This is a genomic window from Streptomyces sp. NPDC017993, assembly GCF_044328065.1.
Lineage (GTDB): Bacteria > Actinomycetota > Actinomycetes > Streptomycetales > Streptomycetaceae > Streptomyces.
On the sequence record NZ_JBIRGO010000010.1, the window covers coordinates 188,249 to 210,739 of the forward strand.

The 22,491-nt window shown below is 70.9% G+C and carries 16 protein-coding genes; 3 read left to right on the forward strand and 13 right to left on the reverse strand.

What is annotated here, in order from left to right; all coding sequences use genetic code 11:
- Positions 1-8: 8 nt before the first annotated feature.
- Together ACH4FH_RS20355 and ACH4FH_RS20360 are read right to left on the reverse strand one after the other, a co-directional pair.
- Positions 9-1,592, reverse strand: a complete 1,584-nt coding sequence (locus ACH4FH_RS20355; RefSeq protein WP_398557258.1) for an acyl-CoA carboxylase subunit beta — start codon at positions 1,590-1,592, stop codon at positions 9-11.
- Between the two features lie 194 nt (positions 1,593-1,786).
- Entirely contained in the window at positions 1,787-4,243 is a 2,457-nt protein-coding gene (locus tag ACH4FH_RS20360; protein ID WP_398557259.1) for a polysaccharide lyase 8 family protein, read from the reverse strand.
- A 205-nt stretch (positions 4,244-4,448) separates the two neighbouring features.
- On the opposite strand from ACH4FH_RS20360, the gene ACH4FH_RS20365 reads away from it, so the two are divergent.
- Positions 4,449-5,072, forward strand: a complete 624-nt coding sequence (locus tag ACH4FH_RS20365; protein ID WP_398557260.1) for a YceI family protein — start codon at positions 4,449-4,451, stop codon at positions 5,070-5,072.
- Between the two features lie 89 nt (positions 5,073-5,161).
- On the opposite strand, the gene cimA is transcribed toward ACH4FH_RS20365, so the two are convergent.
- From cimA to ureA, 6 genes are all read right to left on the reverse strand, one after another.
- On the reverse strand, positions 5,162-6,802 hold the full coding sequence (gene cimA / locus ACH4FH_RS20370) for a citramalate synthase (protein WP_398557261.1): 1,641 nt from the start codon (positions 6,800-6,802) through the stop codon (positions 5,162-5,164).
- 418 nt (positions 6,803-7,220) lie between these two features.
- Positions 7,221-8,561 (reverse strand): MFS transporter, encoded by a 1,341-nt coding sequence (locus tag ACH4FH_RS20375; RefSeq protein ID WP_398557262.1) that lies wholly within the window; start codon positions 8,559-8,561, stop codon positions 7,221-7,223.
- Between the two features lie 158 nt (positions 8,562-8,719).
- A complete protein-coding gene (locus tag ACH4FH_RS20380; protein ID WP_398557263.1) occupies positions 8,720-9,328 on the reverse strand; it encodes a TetR/AcrR family transcriptional regulator in 609 nt (202 codons plus the stop codon).
- Positions 9,329-9,360: 32 nt separating this feature from the next.
- Positions 9,361-10,401: an agmatine/peptidylarginine deiminase gene (locus ACH4FH_RS20385; RefSeq protein WP_398557264.1), complete on the reverse strand. Its 1,041-nt coding sequence runs from the start codon at positions 10,399-10,401 to the stop codon at positions 9,361-9,363.
- A gap of 160 nt (positions 10,402-10,561) precedes the next feature.
- Complete coding sequence (locus ACH4FH_RS20390; protein WP_398557265.1) at positions 10,562-12,256, reverse strand: urease subunit alpha; 1,695 nt, start codon at positions 12,254-12,256, stop codon at positions 10,562-10,564.
- Positions 12,253-12,963, reverse strand: a complete 711-nt coding sequence (gene ureA, locus ACH4FH_RS20395; protein ID WP_398557266.1) for an urease subunit gamma — start codon at positions 12,961-12,963, stop codon at positions 12,253-12,255. Before ureA ends, ACH4FH_RS20390 begins: the two co-directional genes overlap by 4 nt.
- Positions 12,964-13,191: 228 nt before the next feature.
- On the opposite strand from ureA, the gene ACH4FH_RS20400 reads away from it, so the two are divergent.
- The gene (locus ACH4FH_RS20400) at positions 13,192-14,664 is read left to right on the forward strand and encodes a cytosine permease (protein WP_398557267.1); all 1,473 of its coding nucleotides are present in this window, start codon (positions 13,192-13,194) and stop codon (positions 14,662-14,664) included.
- Between the two features lie 86 nt (positions 14,665-14,750).
- Here the strand turns inward: ACH4FH_RS20400 and ACH4FH_RS20405 are convergent, their stop codons facing one another.
- A complete protein-coding gene (locus ACH4FH_RS20405; RefSeq protein WP_398557268.1) occupies positions 14,751-15,836 on the reverse strand; it encodes a branched-chain amino acid aminotransferase in 1,086 nt (361 codons plus the stop codon).
- A gap of 360 nt (positions 15,837-16,196) precedes the next feature.
- Positions 16,197-17,237, reverse strand: a complete 1,041-nt coding sequence (locus ACH4FH_RS20410; RefSeq protein WP_398557269.1) for a 3-isopropylmalate dehydrogenase — start codon at positions 17,235-17,237, stop codon at positions 16,197-16,199.
- 129 nt (positions 17,238-17,366) lie between these two features.
- On the opposite strand from ACH4FH_RS20410, the gene ACH4FH_RS20415 reads away from it, so the two are divergent.
- Positions 17,367-18,974 carry a fibronectin type III domain-containing protein gene (locus ACH4FH_RS20415; RefSeq protein WP_398557270.1) on the forward strand — a complete coding sequence of 536 codons (1,608 nt, stop codon included), beginning with the start codon at positions 17,367-17,369 and terminating at the stop codon, positions 18,972-18,974.
- Positions 18,975-19,049: 75 nt separating this feature from the next.
- Here ACH4FH_RS20415 and ACH4FH_RS20420 read toward each other — a convergent pair whose 3' ends face one another.
- From ACH4FH_RS20420 to ACH4FH_RS20430, 3 genes are all read right to left on the reverse strand, one after another.
- Positions 19,050-19,181, reverse strand: coding sequence for a hypothetical protein (locus ACH4FH_RS20420; protein WP_398557271.1), 132 nt, complete (start codon positions 19,179-19,181; stop codon positions 19,050-19,052).
- Positions 19,182-19,552: 371 nt separating this feature from the next.
- Complete coding sequence (pruA, locus tag ACH4FH_RS20425) at positions 19,553-21,184, reverse strand: L-glutamate gamma-semialdehyde dehydrogenase (RefSeq protein WP_398557272.1); 1,632 nt, start codon at positions 21,182-21,184, stop codon at positions 19,553-19,555.
- Between the two features lie 150 nt (positions 21,185-21,334).
- Complete coding sequence (locus ACH4FH_RS20430; RefSeq protein WP_398557273.1) at positions 21,335-22,261, reverse strand: proline dehydrogenase family protein; 927 nt, start codon at positions 22,259-22,261, stop codon at positions 21,335-21,337.
- Between the last annotated feature and the right edge of the window lie 230 nt (positions 22,262-22,491).

Here is a 22,491-nt window from a genome sequence, read left to right on the forward strand (position 1 = left end):
CGGTGGGACTACTGGGGCGGGTTGCCGTGCTTGCGGGCGGGCAGGTCCGCGTGCTTGGTGCGGAGCATGTCCAGGGAGCGGATCAGCGTGTGCCGCGTCTCGGCGGGGTCGATGACGTCGTCGACCAGGCCGCGCTCGGCCGCGTAGTACGGGTGCATCAGCTCGGACTTGTACTCCTTGACCATGCGCACCCGCATGGCCTCGGGGTCGTCCGCCTCGCCGATCTGCTTGCGGAAGATGACGTTGGCCGCGCCCTCGGCGCCCATCACGGCGATCTCGTTGGTGGGCCAGGCGTAGGTCAGGTCGGCGCCGATGGACTGCGAGTCCATGACGATGTACGCGCCGCCGTAGGCCTTGCGCAGCACGATGGAGATGCGCGGGACGGTGGCGTTGCAGTACGCGTACAGCAGCTTGGCGCCGTGGCGGATGATGCCGCCGTGCTCCTGGGCGACACCGGGCAGGAAGCCGGGGACGTCCAGGAGGGTGATGATCGGGATGTTGAAGGCGTCGCAGAGCTGGACGAAGCGGGCGGCCTTCTCGGACGCCTCGATGTCCAGGACACCGGCCAGCGACTGCGGCTGGTTGGCGACGATGCCCACCACGCGGCCGTCCAGCCGGGACAGCGCGCAGATGATGTTGGTCGCCCAGCGCTCGTGGACCTCGAGGTATTCGCCGTCGTCGACGATCTCCTCGATGACCTTGCGCATGTCGTAGGGGCGGTTGCCGTCGGCCGGGACGAGGTCCAGCAGGGCGTCGCCCGAGCGGTCGGCGGGGTCCTCGCAGCCGACCGTCGGCGGGTTCTCGCGGTTGTTGGCCGGCAGCAGGGAGAGGAGGTAGCGGACCTCCTCCAGGCAGGTCACCTCGTCGTCATAGGCGAAGTGCGCCACGCCGGAGGTCTCGGCGTGGACGTCGGCGCCGCCCAGGCCGTTCTGGGTGATCTCCTCACCGGTGACCGCGCGGACGACGTCCGGGCCGGTGATGAACATCTGCGAGGTCTCGCGGACCATGAAGACGAAGTCGGTCAGCGCCGGGCTGTAGGCGGCGCCGCCCGCGCACGGGCCGAGCATCACCGAGATCTGCGGGATGACACCCGAGGCCTTGGTGTTGCGCTGGAAGATGCCGCCGTAGCCGGCGAGCGCCGAGACGCCCTCCTGGATACGGGCGCCGGCGCCGTCGTTGAGCGACACCAGGGGCGCGCCGGCCTGGATGGCCATGTCCATGATCTTGTGGATCTTGGTGGCGTGGGCCTCGCCCAGCGCGCCGCCGAAGATCCGGAAGTCGTGGGCGTAGACGAACACGGTCCGGCCGTGGACGGTGCCCCAGCCGGTGATCACACCGTCGGTGTAGGGCTTCTTCGCCTCCAGGCCGAAGCCGGTGGCCCGGTGCCGCCGCAGCGGCTCGACCTCGTTGAACGAACCCTCGTCCAGCAGCAGCTCGATCCGCTCGCGGGCCGTCAGCTTGCCCTTCGCACGCTGAGCTTCGGTGGCACGCTCGCTGGGGCCTCGCCGAGCCTGCTCGCGGATGGCATGCAGTTCGGCGACGCGCCCGCGGGCGTCGTTGGCGCCGGCGGGCACATCTTCGACAGTGGTCATGCATCGACGGTACGTGGGTCGGGGCCCGAGAACCGATGTCGGTTTCGTACAACGTCACGCGCGATTTGGTGGGCAAGCAGCACAGATTCGTCCTGCGAGCTGCTTGCGTCCAAGGCTCCATACGGGTGGTTGGGCTCTGCCGTATCTGTGAGAGCCCGACAAACGAGGGGCCGGAAGTGCCCGGTGCGGGCCGGTCAGGGCAGGGCGACGGTGCAGGTGTGGGTGGCACAGCCGGTGCCGGGGGTGAGGCGCAGCTTCAGGGCGCGCCCGGTCGCCAGGACCGCTACGGAGGGGTCGTGGTCGAGGACCGCGCGTACCGGCCGGTTCCAGGTGATCTCCACCAAATCCCCGGTGCGTTCCGGAGCGGACACGCACAGTTGTGCCGTCCGGGCGTGTCCGCGCGGGCGCGCCCCCGTACCAGCGGCGGCCCGGCGCTCGCGGACGAGGACGCTTGCCGGGCCACTGCTGGCGAGGGGGCCCGCGCTGCCCGGTCGCCAGAAGTTGGCGGCGGTCACGCCCAGGGAGGCGACGGCGACGGCCTGACGGTCGCCGTCGTTGGCCAGCAGGGTCAGCCAGTGCCGGTCGGCGGCGCGGGCGGCGAGGGTGCGCGGTCCCGCGCCCGGCATGAGGAGGTAGGCGTAGTCGGCGTCGGTGGGGTCGGTGCCGTGGTCGTGCCAGAGGGTGAGGTAGCGGCGGGTGAGCGGCTTCGGGTCGGATCCGGTGTTGATGTCGTGCCAGGAGCCGGTGCGGGCCTCGCGGTGCGCTTTCAGTGGGGCGCCGCCGGGGAAGACGTAGCCGCCGTGGCCGGCGAGGTGGGCCCAGTGGGCGCGTCGGAAGCCGGTGGTCGCGCCGAGCGTGCCGGGCTGTCGTACGCCGTCGACGGTGAGGGCGGCGGTGCCCGTCTCCCCCAGGGCGCGGTTGTCGACGATGGTCTCGGCGGGGACGCCGTCGTCGGCGGTGATGCCGGCGCCGAGGCAGATGACGGTGTCCGCGAGGCAGAACCACGACTTCTTGGCGGTGAGGGTGGAGGCGAGTCCGCGTACGTCTTGTCCGATGGCGGCGTATTCGCCGTCCGTGGTGCCGCCGACCCAGCGCGCGGCGGGTTTCGGCTCGCCCCAGCCGCCGCCTTCGTTGTCGGCGAGCCGTGTGGTGGACACGGTCGTGCCGGGGAGGCGGTAGGGATCGACGGTGGGCCAGAAGGCGTCGGTGTACTGGTCGCCGCCGAAGTCGGCGCCCCACCAATAGAGCATGCCGGCGCCGGTGTGCCAGCCGCGCGGGTTCTCCCCGTTGCCGTTCTCGTAGTACGTGATCCGGTCGGAGGCCATGGCCAGGCCCGCGGCCCACCCGGGGCGGCGGTGCACGGCGCGGTCCATGGCCGGGAAGAGGCGGTGGCCGACGGGTTCGGGGGCGGCGGGCGTGTCGCTGTCCGCGATCGCGCCGAGCCGGGCGAGGTCGGCGACCGTGTACTGGCGGTCGGTGCGCACCGGCAGCGTGCGGTCGCGCGCGATCCAGCCCTTGACCATGGCGTTCCAGCGGGTGCGTTCGGCGGCGCTCGCGCCCTGGCCGAGCAGGGCGACGGCGGCGATCAGCGCGTGGCCGTGGTAGTGGTCGCTGCGCAGTATGCGCCGCTCGTCGTTGCGCAGATAGCCGCGGCTGATGGCGCGTCCGTTGACGCTGTCCATCATCAGGCCGTTGTGGAGCAGTGGCGCGTACGCGTGCTCGACGCTGTCGAAGATGACTTGGCGAGCGGGGTCGGTGACCTCCCAGGCCGAGCCGCGGAGCAGGGTGAACAGGCGGCCCAGGCCGTCGAGCAGGACGTAGCCGTAGGTGCCCGAGTAGGCGACCCAGGCGTGCTGGACGAAGGAGCCGTCGGCGTAGAGGCCGTCGCCCTTGGTGACGTAGGGGAAGACCGGGGAGAGGGCGTCGCGGGCGAGCGCGATCTTGGCGGGGGCGCGGCCGAGGACGCCGCGGAGCGCGACGACGCGGCAGAGGTCGACGCGGTTGGCGCCGGTGCTGGTGCCGGTGTAGTCGCCGAGCGCGGTGTCGGGGACGAAGTGGTCGACCGCGGCGAGGAAGCGGCTGCGCAGGTGGTCGGTGAGTCCGCCGTCGGGCAGGTGCTCGTCGAGGATCGCGACGGTGTCCAGGAGGAGTCTGGGGCTGCCGATCTGCCACTCCCACCAGTTTCCGTAGCGGGTGGTGGTGGCGTTGTAGACGGTGGTGTCGAGGTGGTCGAGGCCGGTGATGATGTCCGCGGCCAGGCCCGCGTCGCCGGTGAGGCCGGTGCCGGGCTGGGCGTAGGCCTCGGCCATGGTGTTCAGCCGGTGGTAGCTCCGGGTGATGCCGGCCGGCGGGTCGTAGGGGCAGTCCGGCCAGAGCGAGCCGGTGGCCGGCCGCATGGCGGTGCTGAAGGTGGCGGCGAAGGTGCCGGTCTCCCGGAGGGCGGCGGCGTAGGGCGGGGCGGTGGGGTCGAAGCCGGTGCCGAGGGTGAGGTCGACCCAGCGGCCGCGCAGGTCGGCGTAGGTGTCCGCGGGGGCGGCGTGCGGGGCCGCGGAGGCGGCGCCGGCGCCGAGCCCCAGGCCGAGCGCGCTCGCGGTCGAGGCGGTGAGGAATCCCCTGCGGGACCAGGCGGACGAGGCGGGCGCAGGCGGCACGGGCGGTCCTCTCGTTGACGTCAACCAGCGTGTGGCGCAGTGCACTTGAGGGCGTGCGGACGGTCTAGCACGGGGTCGCGCGCGGCGGCAATGACCGTGCGGCGGCCCACTCCCGACACTCCCCGGATCCGTAGAGGTTGAAACTTGAACTAAAAGTGCTACGCTGAATCTCGTTGAACGTTAAACAACAACTCGAGGAGGAGCCATGGCTCTGTTCACCCGCAAGCGCACCGAGTCCGCCGACCGCACCGCGACCGCCGTGCTCCCCGCGGACCCCGCGCTGGCCACGCTGACCGGCGACTACACCATCGACCCCGCGCACAGCAGCATCGGCTTCACCGTCCGGCACGCGATGGTCACCAATGTCCGCGGCGCGTTCGCCGGCCACGAGGGCACGCTGCACCTCGACGGCACCGACCCGGCCCGCTCCACCGCCTCCCTCGACGTCACGATCGCGAGCATCGACACCGGTATCGCCGACCGCGACGCCCACCTGCGCGGCGCCGACTTCTTCGACGCCGAGAGCTTCCCGCTGATGACCTTCCGCAGCACCGCCGCCGAGCAGGTGGACGGCGACCGCTACCGCATCACCGGCGACCTGACCCTCAAGGACGTCACCAAGCCGCTCACCATCGACCTGGAGTTCCACGGCGCGGCCACCGACGTCTACGGCGCCGAGCGGGTCGGCTTCGAGGGCAGCGCCGAGATCCTGCGCTCCGACTGGGGCCTGACCTGGAACGCGGCGCTGGAGACCGGCGGCGTGATGGTCAGCGACAAGGTCAAGCTCACCTTCGACATCTCCGCGGTCAAGGCGGCCCCGCAGGACTGAGGCCGCAAGCATCCGAAACGCACGACGGCCCCGCGCCGGCCCTCCCCCGGGGGCCGTGCGGGGCCGCGGTCATGCCGTCCCCGCGGTGGTCACTCCTGCGGCTCGACGCCCGCCCGCAGCAGGCCGTACGCGTACGCGTCGTCCAGCGCCTGCCAGGACGCGGCGATGACGTTCTCCGCGACGCCGACCGTGGACCATTCGGCCTGGCCGTCGCTGGTGGAGACCAGGACGCGGGTGATCGAGCCGGTGCCCTGGGCGCCCTCCAGGATGCGGACCTTGTAGTCCACCAGCTCGATGTGGGCCAACTGCGGGTAGATCCGCTCCAGGCCGACCCGCAGCGCCCGGTCCAGCGCGTTGACCGGTCCGTTGCCCTCCGCGGTGGTGACGATCCGCTCGCCCTTCGCCCACAGCTTCACGGTCGCCTCGTTGGCGTGCGTCCCGTCCGGCCGGTCCTCGACGATCGCCCGCCAGGACTCCACCTGGAAGTAGCTGGGCCGCCGTCCCTCGACCTCCGCCCGCAGCAGCAGCTCGAAGGACGCGTCGGCGGCCTCGTAGGTGTAGCCCGCCAGCTCGCGTTCCTTGACCCGCTCGACGACGCGGCCGACCAGCTCGCGGTCGTCCCCCAGGTCGATGCCGAGTTCCTTGCCCTTCAGCTCGATCGAGGCCCGGCCTGCCATGTCGGAGACCAGCATCCGCATGGAGTTGCCGACCAGCGCCGGGTCGATGTGCTGGTACAGGTCCGGGTCGACCTTGATGGCGGAGGCGTGCAGCCCGGCCTTGTGGGCGAAGGCGGAGACACCGACGTAGGGCTGGTGGGTGGAGGGGGTGAGGTTGACGACCTCGGCGACGGCGTGCGAGATGCGGGTGGTCTCGGCCAGCTTGCCCTCGGGCAGGACCCGGCGCCCGTACTTCAGCTCCAGCGCCGCGACGACCGGGAAGAGGTTGGAGTTGCCCACCCGCTCGCCGTAGCCGTTGGCGGTGCACTGGACGTGTGTGGCACCGGCGTCGACGGCGGCCAGGGTGTTCGCCACGGCGCAGCCGGTGTCGTCCTGCGCGTGGATGCCAAGGCGCGCCCCGGTGTCCGCGAGGACGGTCCGCACCACGGCCGTGACCTGCGCGGGAAGCATGCCGCCGTTGGTGTCGCAGAGCACCACGACATCGGCGCCGGCCTCGCTCGCGGTCCGCACCACCTGCTTGGCGTAGGCGGGATTCAGCGCGTAGCCGTCGAAGAAGTGCTCGCAGTCCAGGAAGACCCGGCGGCCCTGGGACCGCAGGTACGCGACGGTGTCCCGCACCATCGCCAGGTTCTCCTCCGGCGTGGTGCGCAGGGCGAGCTCCACATGCCCGACGTGGGACTTGGCGACGAGCGTGATCACCGGGGCCTGGGATTCCAGGAGCCCGGCGACCTGCGGGTCGTCCTCGACCCGTACGCCGGCCTTGCGGGTGGCGCCGAAGGCGACCAGCTGGGCGTGCCGGAAGTCGATCTCCGTGCGGGCGCGCTGGAAGAACTCGGTGTCCCGGGGGTTGGCGCCGGGCCAGCCGCCCTCGATGAACCCCACGCCGAAGTCGTCCAGGTGCCGGGCGATGGTCAGCTTGTCGGCGACGGTGAGGTTGATGCCCTCGCGCTGGGCGCCGTCGCGCAGCGTCGTGTCGAAGACATGGAAGGTGTCGGACACCGGGCCGTCGGACCGGGGGCTCGGGGACGGGGAGGGTTCGGGTGCGTCCGTCATGCTGGTCTGGCTCCTGTCGGGATCTCGGTCTACCGGAATAACCGGCTCCACCGTCCCTCCATGATCCCTCGCGCTCCGCCTCCGGTGACGGGTGGGCCGGAAACGAAAAAACCTCTCGCGGGTGCGAGAGGTCTGCGCGCGGGTCTGGGACGACGATGGCCGCGCCGTACTCGGTTCGTACGGGGCGGTCACTGCGGACCGGCGCGCCTGCTGCCAATAATCGTGGCGAACGAGAGCACGGGGGCAGTCTGGCACGGGGGTGCGCGGCGGGGGTAACCGGTCTCACGATGCGGTCGGCGTGGTCCGGCGGGCGGGCTCCCCGAAGGGTCCCGCACCGGACCACGCCGCGTCCGAAGCCGGCGGCTCGTCGGCCCCGGACGCGGCGGTCGCTCACCCGGTCACATTTCCCGCGGGACGCTCAGACCTTGGCTTCGCTGGGCGAGCCGGAACCGGCCGCCCGCGTGCCCTTCCCGGCCGCCTCGTCCTTGCCGACCCGGTGCAGGTCGATGGTGCGGGTCTCGCGCATCGTGATGTAGACGATCAGCGAGACGGCGGCGCAGCCGGCGACGTACCAGTAGTAGCCGGACTCGATGCCGCCCTCCTTGAACCACAGGGCGACATACTCCGCCGTGCCGCCGAACAGGGCGTTGGCGATGGCGTACGGCAGGGCGACGCCCAGCGCGCGGATACCGGTCGGGAACAGCTCGGCCTTCACGCAGGCGTTGATCGAGGTGTAGCCGGTGACGATGACCAGGGCCAGCAGCGAGAGGCCCAGGGCGGGCCAGAAGCTGCCGGCATGCTGCAGCAGCGTCATGATCGGCACGGTCAGGAACGTCGAGCCGACCGCGAAGGTGATCAGCAGCGGGCGGCGGCCGATCCGGTCGGAGAGCTTGCCCGCCAGCGGCTGGAGGCACATGAAGGCGAACAGCGCGCAGAAGCTGACCAGCGAAGCGGTCGGCTTCTCCATGCCGGCGCTGTTGGAGAGGTACTTGGTGAGGTAGGTCGTGTACGTGTAGTACGCGACCGTGCCGCCCATGGTCAGGGCGATGACCAGGAACGCCTCGCGCTTGTGGGCCAGCAGCGCCTTGATCGTGCCGCGGTCCGGGTCGGTGTTGGCGCTGTCGTCCTCGGCGTAGACCTCGGTCTCCAGCATGTTGCGGCGCAGGTAGAAGACGATGCCGGCGCCCAGCGCGCCGACGATGAACGGGATGCGCCAGGCCCAGCTGTGCAGCGCGTCCTCGGACAGGGTGCGCTGGAGCACGATCTGCAGACCGAGTCCGAGCAGCTGCCCCGCGGTCATGGACACGTACTGGAAGCTGGAGGCGAAGCCCCGCTGACCGGGCGCGGACGCCTCGGTGAGATACGTCGCGCTGGCCGCGTACTCGCCGCCGACGGACAGCCCTTGCAGCATCCGGGCGACCAGCAGGACCGCCACGCCGCCGTAGCCGGCGACCGCGTAGGTCGGCGCGATGGCGATCAGGACCGCCGAGGCGGACATCAGCGTGACGGTCAGCGTGAGCGCCGCCTTACGGCCCTTGCGGTCCCCCACCCGGCCCAGCACCCAGCCACCCACCGGGCGCATGAAGAAGCCGACCGCGAAGATCCCCATGGTGTTCATGAGGTTCGCGGTGTCATTCCCCTCGGGAAAGAACGAATCCGCGAAATACACCGCAAAGCTGGCATAAACAAACCAGTCAAACCACTCGACCATGTTGCCGGCCGAGCCGACCCAGATCTTTTTCCATTGCTCTCGTCCCATAGCCGCTCACGGTCTCCGACACCGCGTCACACGGCAAGAGGCACTGGTGCAACGATCGCGATTACTTGCGTACGTTGTGGTCACGGCCGGCGGCGCGGGAGCGGCACCGTGCCGCGGGCCTACGGCGGAGGCATTGCCGAACGGGGTTCCGCTCCCCCTCACACCATGAGCGACTCGTCCAGGAACTCCCGTACATGGCCGCGTACTTCCTCCCGGTCCGTGCCGGGGAGGCCGACGACGAGCTGGGAGCCGAAGCCGTCGAGCAGGGCGCGGGTGCGGGTGGCGAAGCGTTCGGCGTCGACGGGGCGGAACTCGCCCTTCGAGGTGCCTTCGACGAGCAGCGCCACCAGGTCGCGGTGCCAGGCCAGCTCCAGTTCGAGCTGGCGTTCGCGGGTTTCGTCGTCGGCGTTCTGCGAGCGGTTCCATACCTCCAGCCACAGGGTCCAGCGCGGGTCGCGGTGGCCTTCGGGGAGGTAGAGGTCGACGAGGGCGTCCAGCCGCTCGCGGGCCGGGACGCGGCGGGAGAGAGCGGCCCGGCGCTCGGCGCCGAGCTGCTCCTCGCTCCACTGAAGGGTCTGGAGCAGCAGCTCGTCCTTCGTACCGAAGTAGTAGAGGATGTGGCCGCTGCTCATGCCGACCTCGCGGCCCAGGCCCGCCATGGTCAGCCGGTCCAGGCCCTCCGCGGCGATGGTGGTCATCGCCGCGGCGAGGACTTGTTCGCGGGGCTGGGTGAGCCGCCGCCGGGGACGGCGCACGGGACCGGACACGGGGACCTCCGGGGTCGGCGGGGCCTGCTGGGTCAGACCTTGGGCTGCTGCTGGGTGATGCAGTGGATACCGCCACCCGCTGCGAAGATCGTACGGGCGTCCACAAGGGTCACGGTGCGGTCGGGGAAGAGCCGGCGGAAGATCCCCGCGGCGTGCTCGTCGCGGGGGTCGTCGAAGCCGCAGAGCACCACCCCGTCGTTGCAGAGGTAGTGGTTGATGTAGGAGTAGTCGACGAGTTCGCCGTCCTCCTCGATGACGGTGGGCGCGGGGACCTCGACGACCTCCAGCTGCCGACCCTTGGCGTCGGTGGCGGAGCGCAGCAGCTTGACGATCTCGGCGCAGATCGCGTGGTCGGGGTGGTCGGGGTCGGGCTGGGTGTGGGCGAGGACGACGCCGGGGCGGGCGAACGCGGCGACGATGTCGACATGGCCGCGGGTGCCGAACTGGCCGTAGTCGGCGGCCAGGCCGCGCGGCAGCCAGATCGCCTTGGTGGTGCCCACGTGCGCATGGATCTCGGCCTCGACCTCCTCGGCGGTGCGGTCGGGGTTGCGGCCCGGGTCGAGCTGGACGGTCTCGGTGAGCAGCACGGTGCCCTCGCCGTCGATGTGGATGCCGCCGCCCTCGTTGACGAGCGGGGTGGCGTAGCGGCGGGCGCCGGCGAGGGCGGAGACCTGCTCGGCTATCTTCTCGTCGTGCTCCCAGCGGGCCCATTCCTGGGCGCCCCAGCCGTTGAACACCCAGTCGGTGGCGGCGAGTCGGCCGTTGCCGTCGGTGAGGAAGGTGGGGCCGATGTCGCGCATCCAGGCGTCGTTGAGCGGCCGATCGACGAGGTCGATGTCCGGGCCGAGCAGGGCGCGGGCGCTCTCGGCCTGGCCGGGCCCGGCGACGACGGTGACCGGCTCGAAGCGGCGTACGGCGCGGGCCACCGCGGCCCAGGCCCGGCGTGACTCGGCGAGCGTCTCGCCGCCCTCTTCGCCGAAGGTGAAGTTGGGGCCGGGCCAGGCCATCCAGGTGCGCTCGTGCCGGGCCCACTCCGGGGGCATGCGGAAGCCGTCGGCGGCAGGGGTGTTCATGCGGGGTCCTCACGGGTCGCGGTGACAGTTGGGGTGGGAGTGGCCGAGGTGATGGGCCCGATGCCGCCGGGCAGCGGTCTCGCCGGGCGCACCCCCGGTGGGTACCGGGGGTGCGGAGGGCGGGCGGCCGGTGTGCGGGTGCGCGCCGGCGGTGCCTGCCTTACAGGAAGTACAGGCGGGACAGCGAGACGGTGTCGGCCGGCTCGGAGCGCATCGGGTCGCCGTCGAGGGTGACCAGGCCACTGTGCCCGTCGACCTGTACCTGTCCGACACGGGAGTTGTGGACGAGGTCGCCGGGGCCGATGCCACGGGTGCCGCGGACGGCGACCCGGCGGCGGCGGGTGGGCATGCCGTCGCCGCCCTGTTCGGCCGCGGCGCGGGCGACGAAGGCGACCGAGATCTCGGCGGGCGTCGCGCCGTGCGCCCCGAACTGCGGGCCGAGGACGAGGGGTTCGCAGGTGTCGGTGGCGGCGTTCGGGTCGCCGGTGACGCCGTAGGCGGGGAAGCCGGACTTCAGTACCAGCTGCGGCTTGGCGCCGAAGAACTGCGGCTTCCAGAGCACGATGTCGGCCATCTTGCCGACCTCGATCGACCCGATCTCGTGCGCGAGGCCGTGGGCGATGGCGGGGTTGATGGTGAGCTTGGCGACGTAGCGCAGCACGCGCGCGTTGTCGTCGTGCGCGCCGTCGCCCTGCATGGGTCCGAGTTCGGCCTTCATCTTGCCGGCCATTGCGAAGGTGCGGCGTACGGTCTCGCCCGCGCGGCCCATGCCCTGGGCGTCGGAGGAGGTGATGCCGATCGCCCCGAGGTCGTGCAGCACGTCCTCGGCGCCCATCGTCCCGGCCCGGATGCGGTCGCGGGCCATCGCGGCGTCGCCCGGCAGATCGGTCTTCAGGTCGTGGACCGAGACGATCATGCCGTAGTGCTCGGCGACCGCGTCCCGCCCGAAGGGGAGGGTGGGGTTGGTGGAGGAGCCGATGACGTTGGGGACGCCGGCCATCTTCAGGACGTTGGGGACGTGTCCGCCGCCGCAGCCCTCGATGTGGAAGGCGTGGATGGTCCGGCCGTCCAGGACGCGCAGGGTGTCCTCGACGGAGAGGCATTCGTTGAGGCCGTCGCTGTGCAGGGCGACCTGGACGTCATGGTCCTCGGCGACGCGCAGCGCGGTGTCGAGGGCGCGGGTGTGGGCTCCCATGTCCTCGTGCACCTTGAAGCCGCAGGCACCGCCCTCGGCGAGCGCCTCGACCAGCGGGGCGTCGCCCGAGGAGGAACCGCGGCCCAGGAAGCCGATGTTGACGGGCCAGGCGTCGAAGGCGCTGAAGGCGTGGCCCAGCGCCCAGGGAGAGTTGACGCCGACGCCCCAGACCGGCCCGAATTCCTGGCCGATGATCGTGGTCACGCCGGAGGCGAGTGAGGCCTCCATGACGCGCGGCGACAGCAGATGGACGTGGGTGTCGACGGCGCCCGCGGTGGCGATCATGCCTTCGCCGGAGACGATCGAGGTACCGGTACCGACGACGACATCGACGCCGTCGAGGGTGTCGGGGTTGCCGGCCCGCCCTATGGCGTGGATGCGGCCCTCGCGGATGCCGATGGACACCTTGCGGATGCCCTGGACCGCGTCGATGACCAGCACGTTGCTGATGACGACATCGCAGGTCTCGCGGACCGCGGCGGCCTTCAGGTGCAACCCGTCGCGGGCCGTCTTGCCGAACCCGGCGAGGAATTCGTCGCCGGGCTTCTGGGCGTCGGACTCGACGCGGACGACGAGTCCGGAGTCGCCGAGAACGACGCGGTCGCCGGCCCGCGGGCCGTGCACCGACGCGTACTCGTGGGGATCGATGCTGCCGGTCATGTCCGCTCCTCCGCTCCCAGGTAGCCGCAGGCGGCCGCCCGCCGCAGCGCTTCCGTCTTCGCGCCCGGCGCGTCCAGTGGCCCGTCGACGAGACCGGCGAAGCCGATCGCGACCCGGTCGCCGCCGATCGGCACCAACCCGACCTCCGCGGCGCCGCCCGGGTCGAACCGCACCGATGAGCCGGCCGGTACGCACAGCCGCATGCCGTAGGCGGCACCGCGGTCGAAGTCCAGCCGGGGGTTGGCCTCGAAGAAGTGGAAGTGGGAGGTGACGCTGACCGGCACGGTCGCGGTGTTGCGCACGGTCAGCCGGAGCGCGGGCTCGGGCTCCGGGTCTGCCGGGCCGGGCAGCACCGCACCGGGTACGGCCGTCTCCGCCTGCCCGTCGTCGGGCGCCGGGGTGCCGCCGCGGATCGGGTCGCTGACCACCGCGAGCCGGGAGCCGTCGTCGAAGACGGCCTCCACATGCACCTCGGTGACCACATCGGCCACGCCCGGCAGCACATCGTCCGGGCCGAGCACGCCGCGTGCCGCCTCGATGGCTTGAGCGAGGCGGCGCCCGTCCCGCGCCGCCTCGCAGACTGTGTCCGCGATGAGCGCGGTCGCCTCGGGCACGTTCAGCTTCAGGCCGCGGGCACGCCGCGTGCGCGCCAGCTCGGCCGCGTTGAACAGCAGCAGCCGGTCGCGTTCCGTCGGGGTCAGCCGCATCCCGTCACCTCCAGCTCGATTAGAGCAACACTCTAACCCGCAAACGGTCAAGCTGAAAGCATTGACCTGTGGCATGGGGATGAGTCACATTGAGCGCTGCTCTAATTTATGCCGCGCTCAGTGCGCAGGCCCGGAGCCCTCACCCACAACGCACACGGAAACGGGTGCTCCGAACGCGCCAGGAGCACCGCTCACACACCTGTTGTCCGGCCTCTCAGGGGAGCCCTCATGCCGATCGAACAACGCGGAGTCGACACCATTCCGGACGAGGAACGCACCAGCGGACCCCGCGATCTCGTCTCCATCCTGCTCGGCTCGAACCTCGCCCTCGGCGTAGTGATCTTCGGCTGGCTCCCGGTCTCCTTCGGCCTGGGCTTCTGGCCTTCGGTGAGCTCACTCGTCCTGGGCACCGTCGTCGGTACGGTGCTCACCGCGCCCCTCGCACTGGTGTCGCTGCGCACCGGCACCAACCTCTCCACCAGCAGTGGAGCCCACTTCGGTGTCCGCGGCCGACTGATCGGCTCGGTGATCGGGCTGCTACTCTCGCTCGGCTACACCGCACTGACCCTGTGGGTCGGCGGCGACGCGGTGGTCGGCACCCTCTCCCGGCTGTTCGGCCTGCCCAGCGGCGGCTTCACCTACGCGGCGGTCTACGCCGTGCTCGCCGCCTGCACCGCGCTGGGCGCGGTCCACGGCTACCGGCTGCTGCTGCGGCTGAGCCGGGTCCTGGCCATCGGGATGAGCGCGCTGCTGGCCATCGGCCTGATCGCCTACGCCCCGGACTTCACCACCGCCACGTCGGCGGGCTCGGAGTACCTGCTCGGCGGCTTCTGGCCGACCTGGTTGCTGGCCGTGGTCTCGGCCGGGCTCAGCGGCCCGATCGCCTTCATCACCCTGCTCGGCGACTACACCCGCTACATCTCCCCCCGCCGGCACACCTCGCGCAAAGTCTTCTGGTCCACCTGTGTGGGCCTGGTCACCGGTCTGCTGGTGCCCCAGCTCTTCGGTACGTTCACCGCCGTCGCGGTGGGCGCGGGCGAGGACTACGCGGGTCCACTGGTCGCGGGCGCGCCGTTCTGGTTCCTCGCCCCGCTGTTCCTCGCCGCCTCGGCCGGATCCGTCGGCAACGCCGGGCTGATGCTGTACTCCATGGGCCTCGACCTGGACGCGATCCTGCCGCGCGCCAGCCGGACCCAGGCCACGTACGTCGTCGCCGCCCTCGCCACGGTCTTCGTCTTCCTCGGCCACTTCGCCTGGGCCGCACAGGACGCCATGACGTCCTTCGTGCTGCTGCTGACGGCGGTCGGCACACCGTGGGCGGTGATCACCGTCATCGGGTTCCTGCGCTGCCGGGGCGAGTACGACCCGGACGCCTTGCAGGTCTTCAACCGCCGTACGCGCGGCGGGCGTTACTGGTTCCGTGCGGGCTGGAACCCGCGTGCCACGGCCGCCTGGGCCGCGGGGTCCGTGATCGGCGTGGCCGCCGTGGACACCCCGCTCTACACCGGCCCACTGGTCGCCTGGACCGGCGGGATCGACTTCAGCTTCCTGCTGTCCGCGGGCGTCGCCGGCACCCTGTGCCTACTGCTGTCGGGGCGGGAGCACCTCGCGCCGGCGGCGGAGGCCGCGGCGGACGCGCAGACGGCGGACGCGCAGGCGCCGGAGGGCGAGCCGGACGCCGCCGTGGCCCCCGCGGGCTAGGCGGAGCCACCCAGCGATCGCGTACGCCACGCGAAGGGCCGCCCGGCAGGTCATTCCTGCACCGGGCGGCCCTCGTGCGTACCGGCTCAGCCGAGCGGGTGCATCCACCCGTGGGTGTCGGCCCCGGCGCCGGTCTGGATGTCCAGCAGCGCCTTGCGGAGCTTCATGGTGACCTCGCCCGGCTCCCCGTCCGCGATCGTCCAGGAGGCGCGGGTGGACTTCACCGAGCCCACCGGCGTGATGACCGCGGCGGTGCCGCACGCGAAGACCTCGGTGAGCGCGCCGTCCTCGGCCGCCGCCTTCCAGTCGCCGACGGAGATCCGGCCCTCGGCGACCTCGTACCCCAGGTCGGCGGCGATGCTCAGCAGCGAGTCACGGGTGATGCCGGGCAGCAGCGAGCCGGTCAGCTCGGGGGTGATGATGCGGTTGCCGAACACGAAGTACAGGTTCATGCCCCCCATCTCCTCGATCCAGCGGCGCTCGATCGCGTCCAGCCACACCACCTGGTCGCAGCCGTGCTCGGCGGCCTGGGCCTGGGCGACCAGGGAAGCGGCGTAGTTGCCGCCGGTCTTGGCCGCGCCGGTGCCGCCCGGGGTGGCCCGGACGTACTCCTCCGAGAGCCACACCGAGACCGGCTTCACACCGCCGGGGAAGTAGGCACCGGCCGGGGAGGCGATGACGATGAAGAGGTACTCGTTGGCCGGCTTGACGCCGAGACCCACCTCGGTGGCGAACATGAACGGACGCAGGTAGAGCGACTCCTCGCCGGCGGCCGGCACCCATGCCTTGTCCTGCGTGACCAGCGCGTCACAGGCGGCGATGAAGGTGTCGACGGGCAGCTCGGGCATGCCCAGGCGGCGCGCGGAGGACTGGAAGCGGCGGGCGTTGGCGTCCGGCCGGAAGGTGGCGACGGTGCCGTCGGGCTGGCGGTACGCCTTCAGGCCCTCGAAGATCGTCTGCGCGTAGTGCAGCGTCATGTTGGCCGGGTCGATGGACAGCGGCGCGTAGGGCACGAGCTCGGCGTCGTGCCAGCCGCGGCCCTCGGTCCACTTGATCGTCACCATGTGATCGGTGAAGTAGCGGCCGAAGCCGGGGCCGGCCAGGATCCGCTCCCGCTCCGCATCGGACAGCGGGTGCGAGGAGGGCTTGAGCTCGATCGTGGGCGTCGTCATGAATGCGTGTCCTTCACTGCGTGTTCCGAATACCGCGGGTCACCGGGCCGGCCCTCCGGCCGGGGGGCTGAGGGGTCCAGGGGGCACCCCTGGGATGCGGTACCGGTGCGGTTGTCAGGGCCGCGCTCACGACGTGCACAGGACGTACCAGGATCGTTACTGGGACGTCCGAGTTTCCTCGCGGACAGCGGCCCCACGTCCGATTATCGCTCGTAGGGCTCCGCGGGTGAAAAACGTGTGCGCGGTCCGGGTCCGATGGTCGCACCCAACCGGGCGGTAGCCCAGGCCGGGACAACGCACACGGCGCCGGGACCCGTGGCCCCGGCGCCGTGCGTGATGCGGATCAGCTGCGCTGCGGGATCAGCCCGCTACGCGCGCGGCGAGCACGTCGCCGATCTCGTCGGTGGTGCGGGCCGTGCCGTCCCGGGCCTCCAGGTCGGCCGCGACGGCCTCCTCGATACGGGCGGCCTCGGCCTCGAAGCCGAGGTGGCGCAGCAGCAGCGAGACCGAGAGGATCGTCGCCGTCGGGTCGGCCTTGCCGGTGCCCGCGATGTCCGGCGCGGAGCCGTGCACCGGCTCGAACATCGAGGGGAACTCGCCGGTCGGGTTGATGTTCCCGGAGGCGGCGAGGCCGATGCCGCCGGTGACGGCCGCGGCGAGGTCGGTGAGGATGTCACCGAAGAGGTTGTCCGTGACGATCACGTCGAACCGCTCGGGCTGGGTGACGAAGAAGATCGTCGCCGCGTCGACGTGCAGGTAGTCGGTGGTGACCTCGGGGTACTCCTGGCCGACCTTGTCGAAGATGTTCTTCCACATGTGTCCGGCGTAGACCAGGACGTTGTTCTTGTGGACCAGCGTCAGCTTCTTGCGGGGGCGGTTGTTGGCCCGCTCGTAGGCGTCCCGGACCACGCGCTCCACGCCGTAGGCGGTGTTGAGGCTGACCTCGGTGGCGACCTCGGCGGGGGTGCCGGTGCGCAGGCTGCCGCCGTTGCCGGTGTACGGGCCCTCGGTGCCCTCGCGGACCACGACGAAGTCGATGTCGGGGCGGCCGGCGAGCGGCGTGGTGGTGTTCGGGAATAGCTTCGAGGGGCGCAGGTTGACGAAGTGGTCGAACGCGAAGCGGAGCTTGAGCAGCAGACCGCGCTCCAGCACACCGGAGGGTACGGAGGGGTCACCGATCGCACCGAGCAGGATCGCGTCGTGGTTCTTGAGGGACGCCAGTTCCTCGTCCGGGAGCGTGTCGCCGGTCGCGTGCCATCGCTTGGCACCAAGGTCGTACTCCTTGGTTTCCAGCTTGACGTCCTGCGGGAGGACCGCGGTCAGGACCTTCAGGCCCTGGGCCACGACTTCCTGGCCGATACCGTCACCGGGGATCACTGCGAGGCGAATGCTGCGAGACATGTCTGGACCCTACTCTCCGTCCCATTGATTGACACGTAACGTCCGTCATACGGACACATGGGGAACCGGTCAACCCGCGTTCACCCCGGCGCCCCGTTCCCGCAGGGTCGCGCTGGGACATTCGGGGGCATGACTGGTACTTCCCGGGGGGCCGGCCCCCTGCCCTCGCACACCCCTCGCGTCGGTATTCCGGAGCGGCTCGCGGCCCGGATGAGCATGCCCGAGCAGCACGAGTACCTCCGTACGAAGCTGACCCGGCGAGGGCTGCTGCGGAGCTCGGCCGCCACCGCGGGCGTCATCGCGGGCTCCGGTCTGCTGTCCGGTTCCGCACAGGCCGGCTCCCCGGTTCTCCTGCCGTCGCCGGCCGCCACCGCGGTGGACGGGTCGATGGTCGCGCCATTCGGCCGGCATCTGGCCTTCGGCGCCGATCCCCGCAGCCAGATGCGGGTGGGCTGGCAGGTGCCGTTCGCGGTGCGCCGGCCATATCTGCGGGTGGGCCTGAAGCCGTGGGACCTGGGGCGCAAGATCGAGGCCGAGGTGCGCGATCTGCACACACCGTCGCTCTCCGCGAAGCTGCCGGCGGTGCAGCAGTTCTACCTGCATGCCGCGCTGGACGGCCTGCGGCCCGGCACCACGTACTACTACGGCGTCGGGCACGACGGTTTCGACCCGGCCGACCCGCGGCACTTCTCGACCGTCGGCACCTTCCGGACCGCCCCGGCACGCCCCGAGCCGTTCGTCTTCACCGCCTTCGGCGACCAGGGCGTGAGCTACGACGCCCTCGCCAACGACCAGTTGATCCTGGGTCAGAACCCGGCGTTCCACCTCCACGCGGGCGACATCTGCTACGCGGACTCCGACGGCCAGGGCTCGGCGGACGACACCTATGACGCGCGGGTCTGGGACCAGTTCCTGGCCCAGACCGAGTCGGTGGCCAAGTCCGTGCCGTGGATGGTGACGACCGGCAACCACGACATGGAGGCCTGGTACTCCCCGCACGGCTACGGCGGCCAGAACGCCCGCTGGACACTGCCGGGCAACGGCCCCGACGCCCGCAACGCCCCCGGCGTCTACTCCTTCGCCTACGGCAATGTCGCGGTCGTCGCGCTGGACGCCAACGACGTGTCGTACGAGATCCCCGCCAACCAGGGCTACACCGACGGCGCGCAGACCCGCTGGCTGGACCGCCGGCTCGGGGAGTTGCGCGCCGCCGACGGCATCGACTTCGTCGTGGTCTTCTTCCACCACTGCGCGTTCTCCACCACGAACTCGCACGCCTCGGACGGCGGGGTGCGGGACGCCTGGCTGCCGCTCTTCGACAAACACCGGGTCGATCTGGTCGTCAACGGCCACAATCACGTCTACGAGCGGACCGATGCCCTCAAGGGCGGCCGGGTGGCCAAGAAGATGCCGCCGGGCGAAAGCGTCGACGCGGCCCGCGAGGGCATCGTCTACGTCACCGCGGGCGGCGCGGGCAAGGCGCTGTACGACTTCCCCGTACCGGACAGCTACGAGGGACACGAACACCGCCTCGACGAGGTCGAGACGTACCACTGGACCAAGGACCGGGCGAAGGAGAAGGACACCGTGACGTGGTCTCGGGTGCGCTACACCGGCTTCTCGTTCATCGCCGTCGCCGTGGAGCCGGGGCGCCACCCCCGGATGAAGGTCACCGCACTGGCCGAATCCGGCGAGCGCGTCGATCACTTCGAGGTCACCCGCTCGCGCGCGCGGTGAGGCGGGCGCGCGCCGGCCCGCCGTCGCTGACGGACGGCGTGCCGGCGTGCTGACGTGCCTGACGTGCGAGAGGAATCAGTGCCCGGTGGAGCCGCCGTTGTCGCGGCGGTCGAGCGCCCGCTGGAGGGCGGCTGCCGCGTTCCTGCGGTCGGCTTCGTTGGTCGTACGGGCGGTGTGACGGGTCCTGCGGACAGCAGTCTCGGCCATGATTCACGTCTCCAATGCCAAAGAGCCCCGAGAAAGGTGGGATGCGTCGATCCAGAAACGGCCGTCAGGGGCGTGGGCCTCGGCACGGCAGGGATCACCTGCGCTCGCGCACCGGGCCGCATCCGCCTTCGCTCGATGGAGCGATACGTTCGGCTCCTACAAAGCTAGGACAGCTCGGCCGTGATGTCTGCACAATTACTTGGGCTTCCTACTATCTGAGACGGACACCCCCCGAAGAGCCTCTTTCGAGGGGTGCGGGCAGGGTCCGGCGGCCCTCGTCGGGTCGGGCCACGCACGACGGACCGCCCCGGGCCTGTGGAGGCCCGGGGCGGTCCGTGTGGTACAGCGGCGTGGCGCGCCGCGGACGGGCGTCAGCCCATGTGCGGGTAGCGGTAGTCCGTCGGGGGCACCAGCGTCTCCTTGATGGAGCGGGTGGACGTCCAGCGCATCAGGTTCTGCTTGGCGCCGGCCTTGTCGTTGGTGCCGGACGCGCGGCCGCCACCGAAGGGCTGCTGGCCGACGACGGCGCCGGTGGGCTTGTCGTTGATGTAGAAGTTGCCGGCCGCGAAGCGCAGCTGCTCGCAGGTGCGGGCGGCCGCGGCGCGGTCCTGGGCGATGACGCAGCCGGTCAGGCCGTAGGCGGAAGCGGACTCCATCTGCTCCAGCATCGCGTCGTACTCGGCGTCCTCGTAGACGTAGACACCCAGGATCGGGCCGAAGTACTCCTCCTTGAAGATCTCGTTCTCCGGGTCGGTGGAGACCAGGACCGTCGGGCGGACGAAGTAGCCCTCGCTGTCGTCGTACGTGCCGCCGGCGACGACCTCGACGGTCGGGTCGGCCTTGGCGCGGTCGATCGCCGCCTTGTTCTTGGCGAAGGAGCGGTCGTCGATGACGGCGGACATGAAGTTCGTCAGGTCCGATACGTCGCCCATGGTCAGGGAGTCGACCTCGGCCGCGAACTCTTCCTTGAGGCCGGAGTTCCACAGCGAGGCCGGGACGTACGCGCGGGAGGCCGCGGAGCACTTCTGGCCCTGGAACTCGAAGGCGCCACGGGTCATGGCGGTCTTCAGCACGGCGCGGTCCGCCGAGGGGTGGCCGACGATGAAGTCCTTGCCACCGGTCTCGCCGACGAGGCGCGGGTAGGTCTTGTAGTTCTCGATGTTGTTGCCGACCGTCTTCCACAGGTACTGGAAGGTCTTGGTCGAACCCGTGAAGTGGATGCCCGCGAGGTCGGGGTGGTTCAGCGCGACCTCGGAGACGTCCTTGCCGTCACCGGTGACGAGGTTGATGACGCCCTTGGGCAGACCGGCCTCCTCCAGCACCTGCATCAGCAGGACGGCGGCGAGAGTCTGGGTCGGGGACGGCTTCCAGACGACGACATTGCCCATCAGCGCGGGGGCGGTCGGCAGGTTGCCGGCGATCGCGGTGAAGTTGAAGGGCGTGATCGCGTAGACGAAGCCTTCGAGGGGGCGGTGGTCCGAGCGGTTCCACACACCGGGGGAGTTCGCCGGCGGCTGCTCGGCCAGGATCTGGCGCGCGAAGTGCACATTGAAGCGCCAGAAGTCGATCAGCTCACAGGGCGTGTCGATCTCGGCCTGCTGCGCGGTCTTGGACTGGCCCAGCATGGTGGCGGCGGCCAGCGTCTCGCGCCAGGGGCCGGAGAGCAGGTCGGCGGCCTTGAGGATGATCGCGGCACGGTCGTCGAAGGCCATCTCGCGCCAGGCCGGGGCGGCGGCCAGGGCGGCGTCGACGGCGTCCTGGGCGTCCTGGACCGTGGCGTTGCCGTACGTGCCGAGCTTCGCTGCGTGGTTGTGGGGCTGCACGACGTCGAAGCGCTCGCCACCGCCCAGCCGCCGCTCGCCACCGATGGTCATCGGCAGGTCGATCGGATTGCCGGCCAGCTCCTTGAGCTTGGCCTCCAGGCGGGAACGCTCCGGGGTACCGGGGGCGTAGGTGTTGACCGGCTCGTTAACCGGCACGGGGACCTGGGTCACAGCGTCCATAGCGGCCGTGTCTCCTTCGATTTCGCTCGTCGGTTTCGTACGTCGGTAAAGCTGCGGCCGGGGCCGCGTGGGGTGGGCGGCTGCGGGCGCTGCTGTCCGGGGCTCACCCCGGGCTTCCAGCATCCACCCGTGCCCGCCGCCGCGGGGGGATCAGCCGCGGGTGGCGAGCGATCGCAGGAAGAACGCCATGTTCGCGGGGCGCTCCGCGAGCCGCCGCATGAAGTATCCGTACCAGTCCGTGCCATAGGGGACATACACCCGCATGCGGTGTCCCTCGGCGACCAGCCGCTTCTGCTCGGCCTCCCGGATGCCGTAGAGCATCTGGTATTCGAAGTCGGCCGGCTTGCGTCCGTTGCGGTGCGCGAGCTCCTGGGCGATGGCGACCATCCGCGGGTCGTGCGACCCGATCATGGGATAGCCCTGCCCTGCCATCAGGATCTTCAGGCAGCGTACGTACGCCTTGTCGACCTCCCGCTTGTCCTGGAAGGCGACGGTCGCGGGCTCCTTGTACGCGCCCTTGACCAGCCGCACCCGGGAGCCTTCCCCGGCGAGCGCGTGGCAGTCGTCCTCGGTGCGGAAGAGGTAGGACTGCACCACCGCGCCCGTCCGGGGGAAACGCTCGCGCAGCTCGGCGAGGATCGCGAGGGTGGAGTCGACGGTGGTGTGGTCCTCCATGTCGAGGGTCACCGTCGTACCGGCCTCGGCGGCGGCTTCGACCACGGGAGTGACGTTCTTCAGCGCCAGCTCGTGACCGCCGGGCAGGGCCTGGCCGAAAGCGGAGAGCTTGACGGACATCTCGGCCCGGTCGCCGAGTCCCTGCTCCGTGAGCGCCTCGGTCAGCTGGAGGTAGGCGTCGCGGTTGCGCAGCGCCTCCGCGGGGTCCGTGATGTCCTCGCCGAGGTGGTCGAGGGTGATCTCCATACCGCGCGCGGCCAGGGACCGGACGGCCGCCATGGACTCGTCCAGACGCTCGCCTGCGACGAAACGGTCCACCACGGGGCGGGTGACCGGGGCGGCCGCGACGATACGGCGGATGCTGTCGCTGCGTGCTGCGGCGAGAAGCACGGGACCCAGCATGGGGCACCTCCACGATTCAGGATGACGAATGCCGGGCGGGCGCCGGGCTGGCGGGCAACGGCAAGATGAGCCACCTGAAACTTAAGGATCTCGCCATCTTCCTGCCATCGACACCTGTCACGCCTTCGTGGTCGGGATCTCAGACAGATGTATGAGAATGGGAGTGGCGAGGGGCGGGATGCCCCCCATGAGACGCAGGAGACGGGACGGACGAGACGGACGAGCGGGAT

Bases quoted from the DNA above. Each gene is read 5' to 3' on its own strand.
- ACH4FH_RS20355 (WP_398557258.1), bottom strand. From the start codon at position 1,592: ATGACCACTGTCGAAGATGTGCCCGCCGGCGCCAACGACGCCCGCGGG.
- ACH4FH_RS20365 (WP_398557260.1), top strand. From the start codon at position 4,449: ATGGCTCTGTTCACCCGCAAGCGCACCGAGTCCGCCGACCGCACCGCG.
- cimA (WP_398557261.1), bottom strand. From the start codon at position 6,802: ATGACGGACGCACCCGAACCCTCCCCGTCCCCGAGCCCCCGGTCCGAC.
- ACH4FH_RS20375 (WP_398557262.1), bottom strand. From the start codon at position 8,561: ATGGGACGAGAGCAATGGAAAAAGATCTGGGTCGGCTCGGCCGGCAAC.
- ACH4FH_RS20385 (WP_398557264.1), bottom strand. From the start codon at position 10,401: ATGAACACCCCTGCCGCCGACGGCTTCCGCATGCCCCCGGAGTGGGCC.
- ACH4FH_RS20390 (WP_398557265.1), bottom strand. From the start codon at position 12,256: ATGACCGGCAGCATCGATCCCCACGAGTACGCGTCGGTGCACGGCCCG.
- ureA (WP_398557266.1), bottom strand. From the start codon at position 12,963: ATGCGGCTGACCCCGACGGAACGCGACCGGCTGCTGCTGTTCAACGCG.
- ACH4FH_RS20400 (WP_398557267.1), top strand. From the start codon at position 13,192: ATGCCGATCGAACAACGCGGAGTCGACACCATTCCGGACGAGGAACGC.
- ACH4FH_RS20405 (WP_398557268.1), bottom strand. From the start codon at position 15,836: ATGACGACGCCCACGATCGAGCTCAAGCCCTCCTCGCACCCGCTGTCC.
- ACH4FH_RS20410 (WP_398557269.1), bottom strand. From the start codon at position 17,237: ATGTCTCGCAGCATTCGCCTCGCAGTGATCCCCGGTGACGGTATCGGC.
- ACH4FH_RS20415 (WP_398557270.1), top strand. From the start codon at position 17,367: ATGACTGGTACTTCCCGGGGGGCCGGCCCCCTGCCCTCGCACACCCCT.
- ACH4FH_RS20420 (WP_398557271.1), bottom strand. From the start codon at position 19,181: ATGGCCGAGACTGCTGTCCGCAGGACCCGTCACACCGCCCGTACGACC.
- pruA (WP_398557272.1), bottom strand. From the start codon at position 21,184: ATGGACGCTGTGACCCAGGTCCCCGTGCCGGTTAACGAGCCGGTCAAC.
- ACH4FH_RS20430 (WP_398557273.1), bottom strand. From the start codon at position 22,261: ATGCTGGGTCCCGTGCTTCTCGCCGCAGCACGCAGCGACAGCATCCGC.